The organism is Burkholderia perseverans (assembly GCF_022870505.1).
Taxonomy (GTDB): Bacteria; Pseudomonadota; Gammaproteobacteria; order Burkholderiales; family Burkholderiaceae; genus Burkholderia; species Burkholderia plantarii.
In genome coordinates, this window is the sequence record NZ_CP045093.1 from 2,114,935 (window position 1) to 2,134,696 (window position 19,762).

The following is a 19,762-nucleotide window of genomic DNA, read 5'->3' on the forward strand; positions in this document are numbered from 1 at the left end:
ACAAAAACGGTTTGGCCGCCGCGCACTCAGATGTGGATGTACGCAGCCAGCGCGTCAGGCAAGAACGGCTTCAGTTCGCGCACGCCTTGCTCGGCGAAGGGACGCAACAACGCGTTGCGCCAGAAATCCTGTTTCGGCAGCTCGGTCAGCCCGGCCGCCGCCACCAGCAGCAACACCAGCAGCACGCCGCGCACCAGGCCGAACAGCAGCCCGAGCGAGCGGTCCACGCCGCCCAGCCCGGTCGCCTGCGCGAGCCTCGACAGCAGCGCGTTGGCCACGCCCGCGACCAGCACCACGCCGATCACGATCACCCCGAACGCAATCACCCACTGGGTCAGCGCGCCGCCCGGCCAGGTGGACGGGATAAAAGGCAGCACCACGCCGACATAGCGGCAGGCGATGATGAACGCCGCGATCCAGCCGATCAGCCCGAAGATCTCGGACACGAAGCCGCGCCACGCGCCGCGCAACGCCGACAGACCGATCACCGCCAGCACGGCGTAGTCGAAAGCAGTCAGCATCGGCGCTTACTGGGTCAAGCCCGCATCGCGCACCTTCGCGACGGCGGCCGACGCGGCCGCGCGATCGGCGAACGGGCCGGCACGAAGCAGTGTAGTCGTGCTGCCGTCCGCCTGCTTGCGATGCTCCATATATACGGGCACGCCCGCCGATTTCAATTTGTCCATCCAGCCGCGCGCGGTCGCCTCGTCCTTGAACGAGCCGAGCTGCACCGCGAAGCGCGCGCCGGCCGGCGACGCGGGCGACGCGGCGCCCTGCTCGGCGGCGGGCGCCGGCGGCTTCGCCTGGGCGACGGGCGGCTTCGGCGCGGCGGGTTTGGGCGCGGCCTGCGGTGCAGCCGGCTTCGCGGCGGCGACGGCCGGCGGCGACGACGGTTGCGATTGGGTCCGGGACGCCTGCGCGGTGGCAGGGCTGGACGTGTCGGAAGGGGTCGAACCGGAAGCGGCCGCCTGCGCGGGCGCCGAGTCGTCATCCGCATCGGCGGCGCCCGAGGCGGGCGGCGCGTCGTGCGCGACGCCCGCCTGCGTGTCGATGGCCTCGTCGTTGCGCGCGGGCGCGGCATGCGCCGGCTTGTTCGGGATGTCGATCGCGATGTCGTCGGTGACGGGCTTCGGGTGCGAGTCGAGCACCATCGGCAGCACGATCACGGCGGCCACCACCAACGCGATCGCGCCGACCAGGCGGCGGCGCGCGCGTTGTTTCTCGGGGAGGGTCGGGTCGAGCAGCATGGCGTCCGCGTCGGGGCGCTCGGCGCGGCGCGTGCGCCGTTCGGCCCGCTCGCCGCGCTCGGCACGTTCACCGCGACTGGCCCGGGAGTCAGACCGAGACCCGGACCGTGACCCGCGCCGGGGTGGCGCGTCGTCGTCTTTCTTCTTGCCGAACGAGAAGATTCCCATGTATGGCTGATCCGAACTGCCCGTCAGTGTTGCTGCGATTTACGGTAGGCCATCACGCCGGCTACCGTATAAAAACTACCAAAGACCACGATTCTATCATTCTCCGAGGCCCGCTTCAGGCTATCTCGAAATGCCTCGGCAGGCGACGCGTAGCGCGTCACGCTGCTGTCGGGGCCGTCCTCGACGCCCGCTTCGCGCAACACCGCCTCGAGCGCCTCGGCCGAGGCGGCGCGCGGCAGCGGCAGGTCGGTCACGCACCAGTGGTCGATCTCGCCCTTCAGTTGCCGCAGCACGCCCGCGATGTCCTTGTCGTGCATCGCGCCGAACACCGCGTAAGTGTACGGAAAGAATCCCATGTTGCCGAGGTTTTGCGCGAGCACGGCCGACGCGTGCGGGTTATGCGCCACATCGAGCACGATCGCCGGCTTGCCGGGCAGCACCTGGAAGCGCCCGGGCAGCTCGACGTTGGCGAGGCCGAGCCGGATGTCCTGCGCCGACACCGGCAGCCGCGCGCGCAGCGATTCGAGCGCGGCCAGCGCGGCCGACGCGTTGATCAGCTGGTTCGCGCCGCGCAGCGACGGATAGGCGAGCGCCGGGTAGCGCTTGTCGCGGCCCAGGTAGCTCCATTGCTGGCGCTCGCTGCCGGGCTGCACCTCGTAGCGGAAATCGCGCCCCACCAGCCAGAGGTCCGCGCCGATCGCGTTCGCGTGGTCGATCAGCGTCTGCGGCGGCGAGGGGTCGCCGCAGACGGCCGGCGTGCCGGCGCGGAAGATCCCGGCCTTCTCGAAGCCGATCTTCTCGCGCGTGTCGCCGAGGTACTCGGTGTGGTCGATGTCGATGCTGGTGACGACCGCGCAGTCGGCGTCGAGCATGTTCATCGCGTCGAGCCGCCCGCCCAGCCCCACTTCGAGGATCACCGCGTCGAGCTCGCTGGCCGCGAACAGGCGCAGGATCACCAGCGTCGTGAATTCGAAATAGGTCAGCGTGACCGGCTCGGCCAGGCTCAGGCGCGCCGCCTCCACCGCCTCGAAATGCGGCAGCAGCGCCGCGTCGTCGACGTTCGCGCCGCCGATCCGCGCGCGCTCGTTGAACGCCAGCAGGTGCGGCGAGGTATGGCAGCCGACGCGATAGCCGGCCTTCAGCAGGATCGTTTCGAGGAACGCGCAGGTCGAGCCCTTGCCGTTGGTGCCGCCCACCGTGATGACCGGGCACGCGAACGAGAGCCCGAGCGCCTCCTTGACCTTCGTGACGCGGGCGAGGCCCATGTCGATGCCGACCGGATGCGCGGTTTCGAGGTGCGAAAGCCACGCGTCGAGAGTGGGAAATGTGCTCATCTGTACCACTGCGAAGCTGGACGCCCGCGAACGGGCGTGCCCGGAAAAACGAAAAACGCGCCGCCCGGCCGGGCCGGACGACGCGTCGGCGGAGGCCGCGCGGCGCGCGCCGCGTTACGCGAGCGCGTCGGCCGGCTGGCGCTGCAGCAGCGCGAGCAGCTGCGCGATCTCGTCGCGCATCTTGCGGCGGTCGACGATCATGTCGATCGCGCCCGATTTCAGCAGGAACTCGGAGCGCTGGAAGCCTTCCGGCAGCTTCTCGCGCACGGTCTGCTCGATCACGCGCGGGCCGGCGAAGCCGATCAGCGCCTTCGGCTCGGCGATCACCACGTCGCCGAGGAACGCGAAGCTCGCCGACACGCCGCCCATGGTCGGATCGGTCAGCACCGAGATGAACGGCAGCTTCGCCTCGGACAGCTTGGTCAGCATCGCCGTGGTCTTGGCCATCTGCATCAGCGACAGCAGGCTTTCCTGCATCCGCGCGCCGCCCGAGGCGGTCACGCAGATGAACGGCACGTGCTGTTCGAGCGCGTTCTGCGCGCCGCGCGCGAAGCGCTCGCCCACCACCGAGCCCATCGAGCCGCCCATGAACGAGAACTCGAAGCAGGCCGCCACCACCGGCAGCGTGCGGATCGCGCCGCCCATCACCACCATCGCGTCGGTCTCGCCGGTATCCTCCATCGCTTCCTTCAGGCGATCGGGATACTTGCGGCTGTCCTTGAACTTCAGCGTGTCCACCGGCACGATTTCCTGGCCGATCTCGTAGCGGCCTTCCGCGTCGAGCAGCGCGTCGAGGCGCTCGCGCGCGCCGATCCGCATGTGGTGGTCGCACTTCGGGCAGACGTGCAGGTTCGCTTCGACATCGGAGCGATACAGCACGGCCTCGCACGACGGACACTTGACCCACAGCCCCTCGGGGATGCCCTTGCGGCTCTTCGGGTCGGTCTGCTTGATCTTCGGCGGCAACAGCTTGTCGAGCCAGCTCATCGTTTGGTTTCCTTCTTCATGGCGGGCCGGATGGCGGCCCGCGTTCGGTGTTTCCGGACGGTGCGCGTGCGGATGCGGCGACGGCAACCGGCGGCAGCGGCCCGTCAGGCCGCCTTCGCCTCGCCGTCGAGCGCGGCGCGGATGTCGGCGATGAATGCCTGCAGCGCGCCCGCGGCCGCGTCCGGCGCCGTGTCCTCGAGCAGCTGCACGAGGCGGCTGCCGATCACGACGGCATCGGCAACTTCGGCCACCGCGCGCGCCGTGGCGGCGTCGCGAATCCCGAAGCCGACGCCGACCGGAACCGGCACGCGCGACTTGATGGCCGGGATTTTACCCGCAATGCTGGAAACATCCAGATTTCCGGCGCCGGTTACCCCCTTCAGCGACACGTAATACACGTAGCCGCTCGCGATCCGGCCCACTTCGGCCATCCGTTCCTCGGTCGAGGTCGGTGCGAGCAGGAAAATCGGGTCAATACCTGCGGCGCGCATCGTGGCGGCGAAACCGGCCGCCTCCTCGGGCGGATAGTCCACCACCAGCACGCCGTCCACACCGGCCGCGCTCGCCGCGGCGGCGAACGCCTCGGCGCCCATTCGCTCGATCGGATTGGCATAGCCCATCAGCACCACGGGGGTCTTGTCGTCGCGCTCGCGAAAGCGCCTGACATCGTCGAGCACGTGACGCAGCGTGACGCCGCGCGCCAGCGCGCGCTCCGACGAACGCTGGATCACCGGGCCGTCGGCCATCGGGTCCGAGAACGGCACGCCGAGCTCGATCACGTCGGCGCCGCCCGCGGCCAGCGCATGCATGAAATCGACGGTCTTCGCCGGGTCCGGGTCGCCCGCCGTGATGAACGGGATCAGCCCTTTACGACCCTGGGCGGCCAGTGCTGCGAAGGTATTCTGGATTCGGGACATGGTGTCGCTTTCCTTGATTCGGTGGCGATCGGCGGCGTACAGGCGGGCATCCGGCCCGCGTCACGCATCCGCCGGCGCGGCGAGCGCGGCCACGCGCTCGTGCGCGATCGCGCAATAACTTTCGTTGATCTCGTAGCCGACGAAGCCGCGTCCGTGCCGCGCGCACGCCACGGCCGTGGTGCCGCTGCCCATGAACGGGTCCAGCACCACGCCGCCCGGCGGGCAGCTCGACAGCACCATCCGCTCGACGAGTTCGAGCGGCTTCTGGGTCGGATGGTCGACGCGCTCCGCATGCTGGCGGTGCAGCCGCGAAATCGACCAGACGTCCTTCGGGTTGTAGCCCATTTCGAGCCACTTGCTGCCTTCGAACAATTTGCGCGAACGGGCCTTCTTCGTTTCGGCGTCGTAGGGAATGCGGACCGGATCGAGATCGAAGTAATAGCCCTTCGACACCGCGAAAAACCCGATGTTGTCGTGAACCGACGTGTAGCGCCGCGTGGTGCCGCCCATGCTCGGCACGCGCCGGTCCCAGATGATCTCGTTGACCATCGTGAGACGCGTCTTCAGGAAGCTGAAGATTTCGGGCGCGTACTGCCAGGTGCAGAACACGTACAGCGAGCCGCTGGCCTTGAGCTTCGGGATCGCGAGCTCGAGCCACTGGCGCGTCCACGCGAGATGCGCGTCGCCCTGCAGCTTGTCGGAGTCGTTGCCGTAGTCCTTGCCGAGCCCATACGGCGGATCGGCGACGATCAGGTCGATCGAGGCGTCCGGCAGGTTCGCCGCATCGGTCAGGAAATCGCGGTGGCGCAGGTCGATGCCGCCGGGCAGCGCACGCGCGGACGCCGCGGCCGAAGCCGCGCCGGTCTCGCTCGCCGCGCCGCCGGCGGGCTCTTCGATCAGGTCGCGCATCCGGGCGTCAGAGCGTGATGCCGCCGCGCTCGGCGACGGTATGCATGTCCTTGTCGCCGCGGCCCGACAGGTTGACGAGCAGGATCTTGTCCTTCGGCAGGCTCGGCGCGAGCTTCGCGCCGTAGGCGATCGCGTGGCTCGACTCGAGGGCCGGGATGATGCCCTCGATCCGGCAGCAATCGTGGAACGCCTTCAGCGCCTCCTCGTCGGTGATCGGCACGTACTGCGCGCGGCCGCTGTCCTTGAGCCAGGCGTGCTCGGGGCCGACGCCGGGATAATCGAGGCCCGCCGACACCGAATGCGTCTCGATGATCTGGCCGTCGGCATCCTGCAGCAGGTAGGTGCGGTTGCCGTGCAGCACGCCGGGGCTGCCGCCCGTCAGCGAGGCCGCGTGGCGCCCCGTGTCCAGGCCGTCGCCGGCCGCCTCGACGCCGATCAGCTGCACGCTCGTGTCGTCGATGTACGGGTAGAAGATCCCCATCGCGTTCGAGCCGCCGCCGACGCAGGCGATCACCGCGTCGGGCTGGCGCCCCGTCATCTCGGGCATCTGCACCTTGCACTCGTCGCCGATCACGCGCTGGAAGTCGCGCACCAGCATCGGGTACGGATGCGGGCCGGCCACCGTGCCGATGATGTAGAAGGTCGACTCGATGTTGGTGACCCAGTCGCGCATCGCCTCGTTGAGCGCGTCCTTCAGCGTGCGCGAGCCCGATTCCACCGGCACCACGGTCGCGCCGAGCAGCTTCATGCGGTAGACGTTGGCGGCCTGGCGGCGCACGTCCTCGGCGCCCATGTAGACCACGCACTCCATGCCGAAGCGCGCGCAGATGGTGGCCGTGGCCACGCCGTGCTGGCCCGCGCCGGTCTCGGCGATCACGCGCTTCTTGCCCATCCGGCGCGCGAGCAGCGCCTGGCCGATCACGTTGTTCACCTTGTGGGCGCCGGTGTGGTTCAGGTCCTCGCGCTTCAGGTAGATCTGCGCGCCGCCGAGCATCTCGCTCCAGCGCTGCGCGTGGTAGATCGGCGACGGGCGGCCGACGAAGTGCTTCAGTTCGCGGTTGTATTCGGCGACGAATTCGGGATCGTCGCGAAACCGCTCGTAGGCGGCGCGCAGTTCGTCGAGCGCGTGGATCAGCGTTTCGGCGACGAACACGCCGCCATAGGGGCCGAAATGGCCTTGCTCATCAGGAAGGTTGTACATGCTTGTGTCTCTCGATCGGCCGGCGCGGCGCTGGGGCCGTGCCGGCTTTTGGCTCACCGGGCGTCCGCGTCGCGCACCGCGCTCACGAACGCCGCCATCCGGGCGTGATCCTTCACGCCCTTCTCGCCCGCTACCTCGATGCCACTGGAGACATCGACCGCGTAGGGGCGGACCTGGCGAATCGCGTCACCGACGTTTCGAGCGTTCAAGCCACCACTCAAAACGGCCCGATGCACGAGCTCTGCGGGAATAAGTGACCAATCGAAGACCTTGCCGCTGCCGCCGTAGTCCGGCACATGAGTGTCGAACAACCAGCCGGCGGCTGTCGAATAGTGAAGTGCCGATTCTACCAAATCGGCGCGCTGCGTCGAGTCGCCGACGCGCAACGCGCGCAGCCACGGCAGGCGTGCCTCCCGCGCGAGCGTCAGGCAGTGCTCGGGGGTCTCGTCGCCGTGGAACTGCAGCGTGGTGAGCGGCACCGCGTCGAGCACGCGCGCGAGGTCGTCAATGCTCGCGTTGACGAACAGGCCGACCGCCGAGACGAACGGCGGCAGGCGGCGCGCGAGATCGGCGGCCTGCTGCGGCGTGACCGCGCGCGGGCTCTTCGGGTAGAACACGAAACCGACCGCATCGGCGCCGAGCGCGACCGCGTGCTCGACGTCGGCGGGACGGGACAGCCCGCACAGCTTGATGCGGGTGCGGGGGCGCGGCGCGGCGCCGGGGGAAATCGGGGTATCGGTCATCGTCAACAAGGAATCGGCTCGGGCGCGGGCATCGCCGCCCGCATCACGGATTGGCGGGCGGTGCCGGCGGCGGCGCGTCGAGATCGGCCCAGACCGTGCTCCACGGCACGCTGCCGAGCTGCGCGGGCGGCACGGCGAAGTGCTCAGGATAGCCGACATGGGCCAGGTAGAGGCCGTCGGGCGGGAAGGTCGGCGCGGCGCGCTCGCGATTGCGCGCGGCCAGCACCTCGGCGAGCCAGTCGGCCGGATAGCGGCCGCGCCCCACCGCGATCAGGCAGCCCATCAGGTTGCGCACCATGTGATGCAGGAACGCGTTGGCGCGGAAGCGGAAATGGATGAAGCTGCCCGACGGCCGGATGTCGATCTGGTGCAGATGCTTGACGGGCGTCTTCGACTGGCATTCCGACGAGCGGAACGACGAGAAATCGTGCTCGCCGATCAGGTGCGCCGCGGCGGCGCGCATCGCCTCCACGTCGAGCGGCGTATGCACCCAGCCCGCGCGCGCGGCCAGCATCGGCGAGCGCACCGGATGCACGTAGAGCGCGTAGTAGTAGGTGCGCTCGAACGCGCCGAAACGGGCGTGGAAGGTCTCGGGCATCGGCTTGGCCCACTGCACCGCCACGCTCTGCGGCAGGAACGCGTTGGTGCCGCGCACCCACGAGAAATCGGTGCGGTCGAGGTCGGTGTCGAAATGGACCACCTGGCCGAGCCCGTGGACGCCGGTGTCGGTGCGCCCCGCCACCACCGTCTGCAGCGGCACCAGCGCGAACGCCTTCAGCGCCTGTTCCAGCGTGTCCTGCACGGTGTTGCCGTGCGGCTGCGACTGCCAGCCGTGGAACGCCGCTCCGTCGTACTGAATGCCGAGCGCGATCCGCATCACGTCGCGTCGGCGAGTTTCGCGAGCAGCGTGCGCGCGGCATCGCTGGTGCCGGCGCGGCCCGCGTCGATCACCTCGTTCAGCAGCATGCGGGCGCCGTGCAGATCGCCGAGTTCGACGTATTCGGCGGCCAGTTCGAGCTTGTTCTGCGCGATCCGGTCGAGCGCCTCGTCGGTCGGCGGCGGCAGCGTCGCGCTCGGGCCGACCGGCAGGTCGAGGTCGAAGTCGAGATTCAGCGCGCCGAACTGCGCGCCGCCGAGCGATCCGAACGCGGGCGCGGGACGGCTCTCGGGGACCGATCCGGATGCGGGCGGGTCGAGCGCTTCGTCGTCGTCCCATGCATCCGTCCCCGCGATCGGGGCCGGCGGCTCGCCGTGGCTGGATGCCGGTTGGCCGGACGAGTCGGGCGCGGATGCCGATGCGTCGGCGGATGAAGTTCGCGGGGTCTCGGCGGGCAGACCGTTAGTTGCTTCTTGCGATGCAAAATCAGGCGGTGTCGACAGGCCCGGCTCCGGCTCGCCGACGCGCGGCGGCAAGGGCATGTCGAGGCTGTCGAGCGCGGACACCGCGTCGGCCGGGAATTCGTGCGCGGGCACGTCGGCCGAAGCGGGGTAAGTCAGGTCATTCAATTCGGTGGAGCTCGTGGGGAGGACGGGCGCCGTCCCGGCGGCGTCTTCGTGCTGCGCGGGCGGCGTCCCGCTTTCGGGTTGGCCGGACGGCGGCACGGCTGCGTCCGGCAAATCGTCGGGAAGCGTCGGCGCGGGCGGTGCGGCCTGTTCGGGTTCGGCTGGCATCGGCGGTTGGCTCGGCACGGGCGGTTCGGCGATGGGCGATGCCAGCTGCTCGGTCAGTACCGGCGGCTCGGTCGTTTTCGACGGTTCGACGGATTCGGTCGCGGGCGGGAGCGGCTCGTCTTCGAGCGCCATCGGCGCGATGGGCTCGGCCTCGTGAGACATCGGCGCCCCGAAGGGCGGCTCGATCGGCTCGGGTTCGCCCTGCGCCTGACGCGCAAGCGGCTCGGGCTCGCTCGTGCGAGCCGGTTCCGGTTCGCGCGAGACCGCATCGGCCGCCACGGCAACGGCGGCAGCGGGCACGACGGTCTCGGCGGTATGCGTCGGATGCGCGTCGCTGTCGCGCTCCGGGGTTTGCCGAGCCGGCGTCGGCACGGCCTCGTCGGGCTCCGCGCGCTTGCGGCGGCGGAACGCGAAACCGAGGATCAGCGCGGCCGCAGCCACGCCGATGGCGATCGCCGCGGTCCGGTCGAACGGGACGGAAGACGACGCCGGCTGGGCGGCGGCCGGCTTCGGCGCGGCCACCACGGCCGGAGCCGGTGCGGATGCGGACGCGGCGGCCGAGGCAGCAGAACCACCCTCGGCGGCACTCGCGGCCGAGGTGGTGGCCGAGGCGGTGGCCGATGCGCCGGCCGCGGCCGGGTTCGATGCCGAAGTCGATGCGGGTGCCGATGCCGGCGTGGCCCCCTTTGGCGCCGGCGCCGCGTTCTCGGCGGACGGCTTGCCGATGCCATGCTGCTGCAGCTCCATCAGCACGCGGTTCTTCAGCGCGAGCAATTGCTGGAGGCTCGACGGACGCGCCTGCGCCGCCGACGAGGCCTGCGCGGCGCTGCTGCCGGGCGTGGCGCCGGGCGCGAGCAATGCGGCTTCCGCCGCGCTCGAACCGACCGGCGGCGCGGTGTGGATCGAGCCGCTCCAGCTGTGCGGGCTATTCGTGCCGGCGGCCGAATTGGCATCGGCCGGATGCGCCACGGCAGCGGGTGCCACAGGCGCCGCCGGCGCCGCGTTCACGGCCGCCGACGACGGCGCAGCGACAGCGGCCGAAGCCCCCGCGTTCGCCGACGATGCTCCCGGCGCAGTGGCCGCAGCCGTGGCGTCAACCGCATGCGACGCGCCGTTCGCGGCAACTGGCGCCGCCGTGGCCGGATTGGCCGCCGGTGCTGCGCCAGGCGAACCCGCCGACGCGCCGGCTGCCGGTGCCGCCGTCACACCCGCGCGCGTCCCGCTCGCCGAGGCTGCCGCAGCCGCTCCGCTCCCGGCGCGCGGTGCCGCAGCCCCCGCCGCCACCGCGCTTCCCGCATGCGCCGCAGCCGCGCTTGCCGTCGAAGCACCAGCGGCACGCGCGGCACTCGCCGCCGCCCCCGGCACCGAGGCCGCCGAAGCCGCCAGCGCCGCCCCGCTCGCATCGAGCGGCGGCACGGTCAGTGTCGACCCAAGCCGCAGCCGGCTCGGATCGTGTTTCATGAACGCCTGCGGATTCGCGTCGAACAGCGCGCGGCTTGCACGGCCGAGCACCACGGGATCATGTGACTGCGTGACGGCCACGGCGATATCGGTCAGCGACTGGCCCGGCCGCACGGTGATCGCGAGCGGCGCGGCGGCAGCCTCCGAGGGCGCCGCCTGAGCGAGCGGCGCGGCGGCCGACATCAGCGCGACGACCGCGGCCGCGATCGAACGAATCACGAAAGCGCTGCCCCCGGCGGGCGGTCGGATTCGGGCAAGGGAGGAAATACCGGGGAAAAATCGCAGCGTCATCGGCACATTCGCCGCGGCAGCGCGCGGCCCTGGTTCGCGTTGGAAGGAGGACAGGATTCGGGGACGGACGCGCCGGCGGCTCGAGGCGCCCTGCGCGTGCGACGCCGGATTGCATCGTAACCGCGTAGTTTACTTTACCCGCCGCGCATTTCGCGCATTTCATCGCATTCGACACGCGTGGGAGCCAGGCAATCGCGAGCACGCCGCGCGGCATACACGGCGCTTACGGCACGGACTACCCGGTTGGTGCGCCAAAAACGAAGCGGCGTTCGCCGCCCCCGGCCGGATTGCCGGGCACCGCGAACGCCGCCGTCGTCCTCGCGGACGCGAACCGCGCAGGTCTTATCGGTCGAGCAGGATGCGCAGCATCCGGCGCAGCGGCTCGGCCGCGCCCCACAGCAGCTGGTCGCCGACCGTGAACGCCGACAGGTATTCACCGCCCATCGCCAGCTTGCGCAGGCGGCCGACCGGCACCGACAGCGTGCCCGTGACGACGGCCGTCGACAGCTCGCGCATCGACGCTTCGCGCTCGTTCGGCACGACCTTCACCCAGTCGTTGCCCGAGGCGATGATCGCGTTGACCTCGTCGAGCGGCACGTCCTTCTTCAGCTTGATCGTGAGCGCCTGCGAGTGGCAGCGCATCGCGCCGACCCGCACGCACAGGCCGTCGACGGGGATCGAGCCCGGCTCGCCCATGCCCGGCTTGCCGAGGATCTTGTTGGCTTCGGCGCCGCCCTTCCATTCTTCCTTCGACATGCCGTTGCCGAGATCCTTGTCGATCCACGGAATCAGCGAGCCGGCGAGCGGCACGCCGAACTGGCTCACCGGCATCTCGTCGCCGTTCATCGCGGCCGTCACGCGGCGGTCGATGTCGAGGATCGCCGAGGACGGATCGGCCAGCTGGTCGGCCACCGCGCCGTGCAGCGCGCCCATCTGCGAGATCAGCTCGCGCATGTTCTGCGCGCCGGCGCCCGAGGCGGCCTGGTACGTCATGGCCGTCATCCAGTCCACCAGGTTCTCGCGGAACAGGCCGCCCAGCGCCATCAGCATCAGGCTCACGGTGCAGTTGCCGCCGATGAAGTTGCGGGTGCCCTTCACGAGCGCATTCTTGATCACGTCGAGGTTGACCGGGTCGAGGATGATGACGGCATCGTCCTTCATCCGCAGCGACGAGGCCGCGTCGATCCAGTAGCCCTTCCAGCCGGCTTCGCGCAGCTTCGGGAACACCTCGTTGGTGTAGTCGCCGCCCTGGCAGGTGATGATCGCATCGCAGCGCTTCAGCTCGTCGATGCTGGTCGCGTCCTTCAGCGTGGTCTCGTTTTTCGCGAAGGCCGGCGCCTTGCCGCCTGCGTTGCTGGTGCTGAAAAACACCGGCTCGATCAGATCGAAATCGCCCTCTTCCTGCATGCGCTGCATCAGCACGCTGCCGACCATGCCACGCCAACCTACGAGACCTACCTTCATGACTCACCCTTTATTTGAGAGTTTTCCCCGCCTTTTCCGCCCCCCGCGTAACCGCGCGGGGAAATCAGGCGGGCACGACGGACGACGATCAGCTTTTCGTGATCGTTTTCGTGGTGATGATTTTCGTGGAGACGATGGCGTGCGCATCCACACGGGCTGTGCCGTGCGGATTCAGGACCGGGGAGATCAAGAGATTCAGCGCCATGCGTTGGAGTCTACACAAACCTTCAGGGCCGGACAACGACCCCATGAAACAATCGCGGACGGCGCGGGACATGCCCCATTTTCAAGGGACAAACCGCGCCGATTCGCGTCGTGACCCACGGCGGGCGACCGGCTGCGGGCAGGCAATGCCGGTGCCCGCCGGATCACGCGTTACAGCGCGGCGACCACCGCGTCGCCCATCTGCTCGGTGCCGACCTGCCGGCAGCCCGGCGTCGCGATATCGCCGGTACGGTAGCCCTGTTCGAGCACCTTCTGCACGGCGCGCTCGATGCGGTCGGCCTGCTCGGCGCGATTCAGCGAGTAGCGCAGCAGCATCGCGGCCGACAGGATGGTGGCCAGCGGATTGGCCACGCCCTTGCCCGCGATGTCCGGCGCCGAGCCGTGCGAGGGCTCGTACAGGCCCTTGTTGTTCTTGTCGAGCGAGGCCGACGGCAGCATGCCGATCGAGCCCGTCAGCATCGCGGCCTCGTCGGAGAGGATGTCGCCGAACATGTTGCCGGTGACGATCACGTCGAACTGCTTCGGCGCCTTCGCGAGCTGCATCGCCGCGTTGTCGACGTACATGTGCGAAAGCTCGACGTCGGCGTATTCCTTCGACACGTCGATCATCAGGTCGCGCCAGAACTGCGAGGTTTCGAGCACGTTGGCCTTGTCGACCGACAGCAGCTTCTTGCCGCGCTTCTGCGCCGCCTGGAACGCGACGTGTGCGATGCGGCGCACTTCGGGCTCCGAATAGCGCATCGTGTCGAAGCCTTCGCGGGCACCCGCGAACGGGCCGTCCGGCGCCTCGCGCGTGCCGCGCGGCTGGCCGAAGTAGATGTCGCCGTTCAGTTCGCGCACGATCAGGATGTCGAGGCCGGCGATCAGCTCGGGCTTGAGCGGCGACGCGTCGACGAGCTGCGAATAGCAGATCGCCGGGCGGAAGTTCGCGAACAGCTCCAGATGCTTGCGCAGGCCGAGGATCGCCTGCTCCGGACGCAGCGCGCGTTCGAGCGAGTCGTACTTCCAGTCGCCGACCGCGCCGAACAGGATCGCGTCCGCCTGCTTCGCGAGCGCCAGCGTGGCCTCCGGCAGCGGATGGCCGGCCGCCTCGTAGCCGGCGCCGCCCACGGGCGCCTGTTCCAGTTCGAACGTTTCGTCGAGCGCGTTGAGCACCTTCACCGCTTCCTTGACGATCTCGGGACCGATGCCGTCGCCCGGCAGCACTGCAATCTTCATGCGATTTTCCTGGGTAGGTTGTGAATTCAGGCGCGGCCGCGCAGGCGGCCGCGGCCGGCTTCGCGCGCGCGGCCGGCGCGCCGCCTCAGCCGATCAGGCGGTTGTTCAGCCAGGGCTGGCGCGCGATCCGCTCGGCCTCGAACTGACGGATCTTGTCGGCATGGCGCAGCGTCAGGCCGATGTCGTCGAAGCCGTTCAGCAGGCAGTACTTGCGGAACGCGCTGACCTCGAACGCGTATTCGCGGTTGTCGCCCGTGCGCACCACCTGCGCGTCGAGATCGATCGTCAGCTGGTAGCCGTTGAACGCATAGGTCTCGTCGAACAGGTAGGTGACTTCGCGCTCGCTCAGCACGATCGGCAGCAGGCCGTTCTTGAAGCAGTTGTTGAAGAAGATGTCGGCGAAGCTCGGCGCGATGATCGCACGGAAGCCGTACTGCTGCAGCGCCCACGGCGCGTGCTCGCGCGAGCTGCCGCAGCCGAAGTTCTCGCGCGCGAGCAGCACCGAGGCGCCCTGGTAGCGCGGCTGGTTCAGCACGAAATCGGGGTTCAGCGGCCGCTTCGAGTTGTCCTGGCCCGGCTCGCCGTGATCGAGGTAGCGCCATTCGTCGAACGCGTTCGGGCCGAAGCCGGTGCGCTTGATCGACTTCAGGAACTGCTTCGGGATGATCGCATCGGTGTCGACGTTCGCGCGATCGAGCGGCGCCACGACGCCGGTGTGTACAGTGAATTTTTCCATGATCCGTGACCAGATTGGATGCCGGCCCGCGGGCCGGCGAAATCGATTGTCCGTCGGGTGGGGCGCGCCGCTCAGCTCGCCGCGCGCGTGATCGCGCGGCCGGCGGCGTTGAGGTCTTCGCCCATGCCCGCCACCGTGTTGCAGGCCGCGAGACCGAGCACCATGCCCGCGAGGGCGAAAGCCGCCGCGAGGCGGCGCAGCTGCGTGCGTTGCATGAGGCTTACCCGAGGCGGCGAATGTCGACGAAATGGCCTTCGATGGCCGCGGCCGCCGCCATCGCGGGACTCACCAGATGGGTACGGCCGCCCGCGCCCTGACGCCCCTCGAAGTTGCGGTTCGAGGTGGACGCGCAGCGCTCGCCCGGATCGAGCCGGTCGGCGTTCATCGCGAGGCACATCGAGCAGCCCGGCTCGCGCCATTCGAAGCCGGCCTCGAGGAACACCTTGTCGAGCCCCTCGCGCTCGGCCTGCGCCTTCACGAGGCCCGAACCCGGCACCACCATCGCGAGCCGCACGTTCGCGGCCACGCGCCGGTTCAGCTTCTTCACGACGTAGGCGGCCGCGCGGATGTCCTCGATGCGGGCGTTGGTGCAGGAGCCGATGAAGATCTTGTCGACCTTGATCGATTCGATCGGCGTATTCGGTTCGAGCGCCATGTAGGCCAGCGCGCGCTCCATCGCGTTGCGCTTGACCGGATCCTTCTCGCGCTCGGGATCGGGCACGCGGCTGTCCACCGCCGTGACCATCTCCGGCGAGGTGCCCCAGGTGACCTGCGGCACGATGTCGGCGGCGGTCAGCTCGACCACGCGGTCGAAATGCGCGCCCGCGTCGGACGCGAAACCGCGCCAGTACTGCACGGCCTGATCCCATTCGGCGCCCGTCGGCGAGAACGGCCGGCCCTTCAGGTAGTCGATCGTGGTGTCGTCCACGGCCACCATGCCGGCGCGTGCGCCCGCCTCGATCGCCATGTTGCAGACCGTCATGCGGCCTTCCATCGACAGCGAGCGGATCATCGAGCCGCCGAATTCGATCGCGTAGCCGGTGCCGCCGGCGGTGCCGATCCTGCCGATGATCGCGAGCACGATGTCCTTGGCCGTGCAGCCGCGCGGCAGCTGGCCGTCGACCCTCACGAGCAGGTTCTTGCTCTTCTTCTGCAGCAGCGTCTGGGTGGCCAGCACGTGCTCGACTTCCGAAGTGCCGATGCCGTGCGCGAGCGCGCCGAACGCGCCGTGCGTGGAGGTGTGCGAATCACCGCAGACGATCGTCATGCCCGGCAGCGTCGCGCCCTGCTCCGGCCCGATGATGTGGACGATGCCCTGACGCAGGTCGTTCATCTTGAACTGGGTGATGCCGTAGCTGTCGCAGTTCGCGTCGAGCGTATCGACCTGCAGCTTCGAGACCGGATCGGCGATGCCGTGCGTGCGGTCGGTGGTCGGCACGTTGTGGTCCGACACCGCGAGGTTCGCGCTGATGCGCCAGACCGGGCGCTCGGCGATCTTCAGGCCCTCGAACGCCTGCGGACTCGTCACTTCGTGCAGCAGGTGACGGTCGATGTAGAGCAACGCGGTGCCGTCCTCCTCGGTGTGGACGACGTGAGAGTTCCACAATTTGTCGTAGAGAGTCTGTGCCATGGATATGCGGGGGTTATGGTGACAACGGGCGCTTCAATGGTAGCGATTATGCCATCAACGCCGTCTCCCGGCACGGCCCGCGCTCGGGAAAACCCAATGAAAACAGTGGTTTGAGTGGTATTTTCAATACCTGGATAAGTGTTACCCGGGAGCCCGGCCCTGATTTTGGCCGCGGCGGGAGGGCGCGTGGAGCCGATGATGGATGCCGCGACGAGGCGGCCGGCGCACGTTCAGGCCACCTCGTAATGCACCGTCAGCTGCCCCTTCTTCTCCTTGAGCCTGACGATCACGATCCGCCCGACCTGCTCGCTCGACGCCACATGCGTGCCGCCGCAGCCATAGGCCTCGAACTCGCCGAAACCGATGACGCGCACGCCGTCGCGAATCCGCATCGTGCGCGGCAGCGCGGCCGCCACCACGGCATCGACCTCGCGCGCGAACGCCCCGGCCTCGATCGGCCGCGCGCCCTCGTCCGGCTCGAACACGACGCGCGCCTCGCCGGGCCAGTGGTGGCCCTTCACCGCGCGCCAGCCCGACGCCGCGCCCGCATAGCCGATCAGGTGGCCCGCCGAGTGCAGCCGCGCATGCAGCGCGCGCGTCGCCGCGTCGACTTCAACGGACACCTCGCCCGGCGCCACCGCGCGCTCGGTGCGATGCACGATCGCCTCGCCGTCGGCAACCACGTGCAGCACGCGCGCCGCGCCGATCCGGCCGGTGTCGGAAGGCTGGCCGCCGCCCTGCGGATGGAACGGCGTCTCGGCCAGCCTCACGCGGAAATGGCCGTCGTCGTCGGGCTCGCAGGCCAGCACTTCGGTGTCGAGCGTCAGCGCATCGCTGTCGAAATAGCGTCGAATCGTCATCACAACTCCTGGGGCGAATGCCATCGAGGCCCCGACTATGCGGGCGCCGGCGCCGCCGCTCAAGGGGGCCGGGCCATTCAATTTTTTACAATCGGGGCACTGCGCGCCGCGCTAAGGTTGCCGCCACCGTTTTCTTTTTTCGACAGGATTCACGATGGATCACGCCGCCTCCCCCGCTTCCCGGGTCAGCCCTAACCCGGCCGGCGCGCCGCTCAACTTCAGCAGCGACAACGCCGCCGGCGCCTCGCCGGCCGTGCTCGACGCGCTGGTGGCCTGCGCCAGCGGCCACGCGCCGGCCTACGGCGCCGACCCGTGGACGGCCAGCGTCGAGCGGCGCCTCGCCGAGCTGTTCGAGCACGAGGTGGCGGTCTGCATCGTGCCGACCGGCACGGCCGCGAACTCGCTCGCGCTGGCCGCGCTGACACCGCCCTGGGGCAGCGTGCTCTGCCATCCCGACAGCCACATCAACAACGACGAATGCGGCGCGCCGGCGTTCTTCGCCGACGGCGCGAAGCTCGTCACGATCGAGGGGCCGGACGCCAAGCTCGATCCGGCGCGGCTCGCCGCGGCGGCGCGCGCCAAGCGCGGCGACGTCCACACCACGCAGCCGTCGGCCGTCAGCATCACGCAGGCCACCGAGGTGGGCAGCGTCTACACGCTCGACGAGATCGGCGCGATCGGCGAGATCTGCCGCGCCGAATCGCTGTCGCTGCACATGGACGGCGCGCGCTTCGCCAACGCGCTGGTCTCGCTCGGCTGCACGCCCGCCGAGATGACCTGGCGCGCGGGCGTGGACGCGCTCTCGTTCGGCGCGACCAAGAACGGCGTGCCGGGCTCGGAGGCCGTGGTGCTGTTCGACACGCGCCGCGCGGCCGAACTCGCGTTTCGCCGCAAGCGCGCCGGCCACCTGAGTTCGAAGATGCGTTTCCTGTCCGCGCCGCTCGACGCCTATCTGGCCGACGGGCTGTGGCTGCGCAACGCGCGCCACGCGAACGCGATGGCCCAGCGCCTCGCCGACGGGCTGCAGTCGCTGCCCGGCGTCGCGCTGGTGGGCGGCAACGCCGCGAACATCCTGTTCTGCCGGCTGCCGCAAGCGGTGATCGCGGGGCTGCTGGCGGCCGGCGTGTCCTTCTATCACGACCGCTGGGCGCCGGGCGTGGTGCGCTTCGTCACCTCGTTCGCGACCACCGAGGATGAAGTCGACCGGCTGATCGCGCTCGCGCGCGGGCTCAGCGCGGCGGCCTGAGCAGGTCCGTCCGGACATGGTGCAGGTCGTGACCTGCCCCGCGCCCCCGGTGCGCGCATCGCGACGCGCCCGCGTGGTCAGTACCGCGACGGCGCGCAGCCGAACGCGCGCCGGAACGCGCGATTGAAGTGGCTCTGGTCGTAGAAGCCGACCGCCTGCGCCACCTCGGCGATCGATGGCGTGCCGCGATGCAGCATCAGGCACGCGCGCTCGAGGCGCAGCCGCACCAGCCACGCGTGCGGCGTCATCGCGGTGGTCCGCTTGAACAGCTTCAGGAATACGAAGCGATCGACGCCGCACAGCGCGGCCAGTTCGTCGAGCGTGATCTTGTCGGCCAGATGCGCCTCGCAGTAGTCGCGCACGCGCGCCCATTGCGCCGCCGGCAGCGCGCCGCCCACCTCGCGCGGCGTCAGCGCGCCCGAGGCGGCGAACAGCCGTTCGAGCAGCGCGAGCCAGGCCGACTGCACGCCGAGCGCCGCCTCGCCGCACTCGACGCGCAGCGCCGCGTGCAGGCCGCCGAGCCGCTGCGCGAGCGAGGGATCGTCGAGCGCCGCGCCGCGCAGCGCCGGCTCGCCCGGGCGGCCCGACAGTTCCTCGATCACGCTCGCCATCAGTTCGGTCGGCAGCCGGAACGTCTTCAAGGTGTAGGCGCCGTCGCCCACGCGCGTGCCGTCGTGGACCTCGCCCGGCGGCATGATCGAGACGCTGCCCGGGCCGAGCAGCACGGAGCGGCCCGCGAACTGCTGGCGCTGCACGCCCTCGGTAATGACGCCGACATGGAAATCGAGGTGGTAGTGGCGATCGAAACGGAAATCGCTGAAACGCGCGTCGCCGAGCACGAGTCCGGGGACATCGCGGCTGCGGGTGTATTCGACACGGTCTTTCATGGGAACGGCTGCGGGGCGGGAAACGGAAACCAGGTGCGGAAGCTGGGGGCGCGACGAGCTTAGCATGCCCTGCCCGAGCGCGTGGGCATGCACCGGCGGCCGTCCCGCCATCGCCTCGTCGCCGTGATCCGCCCGCGCGGCGCACGGCGGCGCCGGTACCCTATTCCGTCGCCGCGGGTGGTGCCGTAGCCGAGGACGGCGGCACGAACGGATAACCGTCGGGCGACGACTTCGCGATCCGCTTCGGATCGCACGGCGGCGCGAACAGCAGGTCGCGCGGGTCCTTCGACGGCGCGAACATCGACACGCCCGCCGCCAGCACGGCCAGCGAGGCGAGCCCCATGCCGGCGCCGAACAGGCTGTTGCCCTCGCCGTGCAGCATCGGCGCCGGCACCGGCGCCCGGCCCGGCGACGGCCGGCAGCGGCCCGGCTCCCCGGCCTGGCTCTTCACGGTGCCGGCCGCGGCGTCGTGAATGTTCTGCTCGATCACGTCGGCGCGCGCGCCGGGCACGGTCCCCAGCAGCGCCCCGATCAGCAGCGCCGGCAAGACGGAACGACGATTCATGG

Annotated in this window: 19 protein-coding genes; 1 reads left to right on the forward strand and 18 read right to left on the reverse strand. The window is 69.9% G+C overall.

What is annotated here, in order from left to right:
- Positions 1–26 precede the first annotated feature (26 nt).
- From BpN12_RS08660 to BpN12_RS08735, 16 genes are all read right to left on the reverse strand, one after another.
- Positions 27–521, reverse strand: a complete 495-nt coding sequence (locus tag BpN12_RS08660; protein WP_246792025.1) for a CvpA family protein — start codon at positions 519–521, stop codon at positions 27–29.
- 6 nt (positions 522–527) lie between these two features.
- Complete coding sequence (locus BpN12_RS08665; RefSeq protein WP_246792026.1) at positions 528–1,415, reverse strand: SPOR domain-containing protein; 888 nt, start codon at positions 1,413–1,415, stop codon at positions 528–530.
- A 23-nt stretch (positions 1,416–1,438) separates the two neighbouring features.
- Positions 1,439–2,749: a bifunctional tetrahydrofolate synthase/dihydrofolate synthase gene (gene folC / locus BpN12_RS08670; protein ID WP_246792028.1), complete on the reverse strand. Its 1,311-nt coding sequence runs from the start codon at positions 2,747–2,749 to the stop codon at positions 1,439–1,441.
- Positions 2,750–2,863: 114 nt separating this feature from the next.
- The gene (gene accD, locus BpN12_RS08675) at positions 2,864–3,736 is read right to left on the reverse strand and encodes an acetyl-CoA carboxylase, carboxyltransferase subunit beta (protein WP_042628235.1); all 873 of its coding nucleotides are present in this window, start codon (positions 3,734–3,736) and stop codon (positions 2,864–2,866) included.
- A gap of 104 nt (positions 3,737–3,840) precedes the next feature.
- The gene (trpA, locus tag BpN12_RS08680) at positions 3,841–4,653 is read right to left on the reverse strand and encodes a tryptophan synthase subunit alpha (protein ID WP_246792029.1); all 813 of its coding nucleotides are present in this window, start codon (positions 4,651–4,653) and stop codon (positions 3,841–3,843) included.
- Positions 4,654–4,713: 60 nt separating this feature from the next.
- Entirely contained in the window at positions 4,714–5,562 is an 849-nt protein-coding gene (locus BpN12_RS08685; protein WP_246792030.1) for a DNA-methyltransferase, read from the reverse strand.
- Between the two features lie 7 nt (positions 5,563–5,569).
- Positions 5,570–6,763 carry a tryptophan synthase subunit beta gene (trpB, locus tag BpN12_RS08690; RefSeq protein WP_246792031.1) on the reverse strand — a complete coding sequence of 398 codons (1,194 nt, stop codon included), beginning with the start codon at positions 6,761–6,763 and terminating at the stop codon, positions 5,570–5,572.
- 53 nt (positions 6,764–6,816) lie between these two features.
- Positions 6,817–7,506: a phosphoribosylanthranilate isomerase gene (locus BpN12_RS08695; protein ID WP_246792032.1), complete on the reverse strand. Its 690-nt coding sequence runs from the start codon at positions 7,504–7,506 to the stop codon at positions 6,817–6,819.
- A 43-nt stretch (positions 7,507–7,549) separates the two neighbouring features.
- Complete coding sequence (truA, locus tag BpN12_RS08700; protein ID WP_246792033.1) at positions 7,550–8,383, reverse strand: tRNA pseudouridine(38-40) synthase TruA; 834 nt, start codon at positions 8,381–8,383, stop codon at positions 7,550–7,552.
- A complete protein-coding gene (locus BpN12_RS08705; protein ID WP_246792034.1) occupies positions 8,383–10,929 on the reverse strand; it encodes a FimV/HubP family polar landmark protein in 2,547 nt (848 codons plus the stop codon). Before BpN12_RS08705 ends, truA begins: the two co-directional genes overlap by 1 nt.
- Positions 10,930–11,271: 342 nt before the next feature.
- Positions 11,272–12,393: an aspartate-semialdehyde dehydrogenase gene (gene asd / locus BpN12_RS08710; protein WP_246792036.1), complete on the reverse strand. Its 1,122-nt coding sequence runs from the start codon at positions 12,391–12,393 to the stop codon at positions 11,272–11,274.
- Between the two features lie 375 nt (positions 12,394–12,768).
- Positions 12,769–13,836 carry a 3-isopropylmalate dehydrogenase gene (gene leuB / locus BpN12_RS08715; RefSeq protein ID WP_246792037.1) on the reverse strand — a complete coding sequence of 356 codons (1,068 nt, stop codon included), beginning with the start codon at positions 13,834–13,836 and terminating at the stop codon, positions 12,769–12,771.
- Between the two features lie 85 nt (positions 13,837–13,921).
- Entirely contained in the window at positions 13,922–14,572 is a 651-nt protein-coding gene (gene leuD, locus BpN12_RS08720; protein ID WP_042628243.1) for a 3-isopropylmalate dehydratase small subunit, read from the reverse strand.
- Between the two features lie 71 nt (positions 14,573–14,643).
- A complete protein-coding gene (locus BpN12_RS08725) occupies positions 14,644–14,787 on the reverse strand; it encodes an entericidin A/B family lipoprotein (RefSeq protein WP_246792039.1) in 144 nt (47 codons plus the stop codon).
- Between the two features lie 5 nt (positions 14,788–14,792).
- Entirely contained in the window at positions 14,793–16,202 is a 1,410-nt protein-coding gene (gene leuC / locus BpN12_RS08730; RefSeq protein ID WP_246792041.1) for a 3-isopropylmalate dehydratase large subunit, read from the reverse strand.
- 230 nt (positions 16,203–16,432) lie between these two features.
- Positions 16,433–17,062, reverse strand: coding sequence for an alanyl-tRNA editing protein (locus tag BpN12_RS08735; protein ID WP_246792042.1), 630 nt, complete (start codon positions 17,060–17,062; stop codon positions 16,433–16,435).
- A gap of 154 nt (positions 17,063–17,216) precedes the next feature.
- On the opposite strand from BpN12_RS08735, the gene BpN12_RS08740 reads away from it, so the two are divergent.
- Positions 17,217–18,308: a threonine aldolase family protein gene (locus BpN12_RS08740; RefSeq protein ID WP_246792044.1), complete on the forward strand. Its 1,092-nt coding sequence runs from the start codon at positions 17,217–17,219 to the stop codon at positions 18,306–18,308.
- 77 nt (positions 18,309–18,385) lie between these two features.
- Here BpN12_RS08740 and BpN12_RS08745 read toward each other — a convergent pair whose 3' ends face one another.
- Both BpN12_RS08745 and BpN12_RS08750 read right to left on the reverse strand, forming a co-directional pair.
- Complete coding sequence (locus BpN12_RS08745; RefSeq protein WP_246792046.1) at positions 18,386–19,195, reverse strand: helix-turn-helix transcriptional regulator; 810 nt, start codon at positions 19,193–19,195, stop codon at positions 18,386–18,388.
- A 160-nt stretch (positions 19,196–19,355) separates the two neighbouring features.
- Positions 19,356–19,760, reverse strand: a complete 405-nt coding sequence (locus BpN12_RS08750) for a hypothetical protein (protein WP_246792048.1) — start codon at positions 19,758–19,760, stop codon at positions 19,356–19,358.
- Positions 19,761–19,762 lie beyond the last annotated feature (2 nt).

Coding starts and splice junctions, on each gene's coding strand:
- BpN12_RS08660 (WP_246792025.1), bottom strand. CDS start 521: ATGCTGACTGCTTTCGACTACGCCGTGCTGGCGGTGATCGGTCTGTCG.
- BpN12_RS08665 (WP_246792026.1), bottom strand. CDS start 1,415: ATGGGAATCTTCTCGTTCGGCAAGAAGAAAGACGACGACGCGCCACCC.
- folC (WP_246792028.1), bottom strand. CDS start 2,749: ATGAGCACATTTCCCACTCTCGACGCGTGGCTTTCGCACCTCGAAACC.
- accD (WP_042628235.1), bottom strand. CDS start 3,736: ATGAGCTGGCTCGACAAGCTGTTGCCGCCGAAGATCAAGCAGACCGAC.
- trpA (WP_246792029.1), bottom strand. CDS start 4,653: ATGTCCCGAATCCAGAATACCTTCGCAGCACTGGCCGCCCAGGGTCGT.
- BpN12_RS08685 (WP_246792030.1), bottom strand. CDS start 5,562: ATGCGCGACCTGATCGAAGAGCCCGCCGGCGGCGCGGCGAGCGAGACC.
- trpB (WP_246792031.1), bottom strand. CDS start 6,763: ATGTACAACCTTCCTGATGAGCAAGGCCATTTCGGCCCCTATGGCGGC.
- BpN12_RS08695 (WP_246792032.1), bottom strand. CDS start 7,506: ATGACCGATACCCCGATTTCCCCCGGCGCCGCGCCGCGCCCCCGCACC.
- truA (WP_246792033.1), bottom strand. CDS start 8,383: ATGCGGATCGCGCTCGGCATTCAGTACGACGGAGCGGCGTTCCACGGC.
- BpN12_RS08705 (WP_246792034.1), bottom strand. CDS start 10,929: ATGACGCTGCGATTTTTCCCCGGTATTTCCTCCCTTGCCCGAATCCGA.
- asd (WP_246792036.1), bottom strand. CDS start 12,393: ATGAAGGTAGGTCTCGTAGGTTGGCGTGGCATGGTCGGCAGCGTGCTG.
- leuB (WP_246792037.1), bottom strand. CDS start 13,836: ATGAAGATTGCAGTGCTGCCGGGCGACGGCATCGGTCCCGAGATCGTC.
- leuD (WP_042628243.1), bottom strand. CDS start 14,572: ATGGAAAAATTCACTGTACACACCGGCGTCGTGGCGCCGCTCGATCGC.
- BpN12_RS08725 (WP_246792039.1), bottom strand. CDS start 14,787: ATGCAACGCACGCAGCTGCGCCGCCTCGCGGCGGCTTTCGCCCTCGCG.
- leuC (WP_246792041.1), bottom strand. CDS start 16,202: ATGGCACAGACTCTCTACGACAAATTGTGGAACTCTCACGTCGTCCAC.
- BpN12_RS08735 (WP_246792042.1), bottom strand. CDS start 17,062: ATGACGATTCGACGCTATTTCGACAGCGATGCGCTGACGCTCGACACC.
- BpN12_RS08740 (WP_246792044.1), top strand. CDS start 17,217: ATGGATCACGCCGCCTCCCCCGCTTCCCGGGTCAGCCCTAACCCGGCC.
- BpN12_RS08745 (WP_246792046.1), bottom strand. CDS start 19,195: ATGAAAGACCGTGTCGAATACACCCGCAGCCGCGATGTCCCCGGACTC.
- BpN12_RS08750 (WP_246792048.1), bottom strand. CDS start 19,760: ATGAATCGTCGTTCCGTCTTGCCGGCGCTGCTGATCGGGGCGCTGCTG.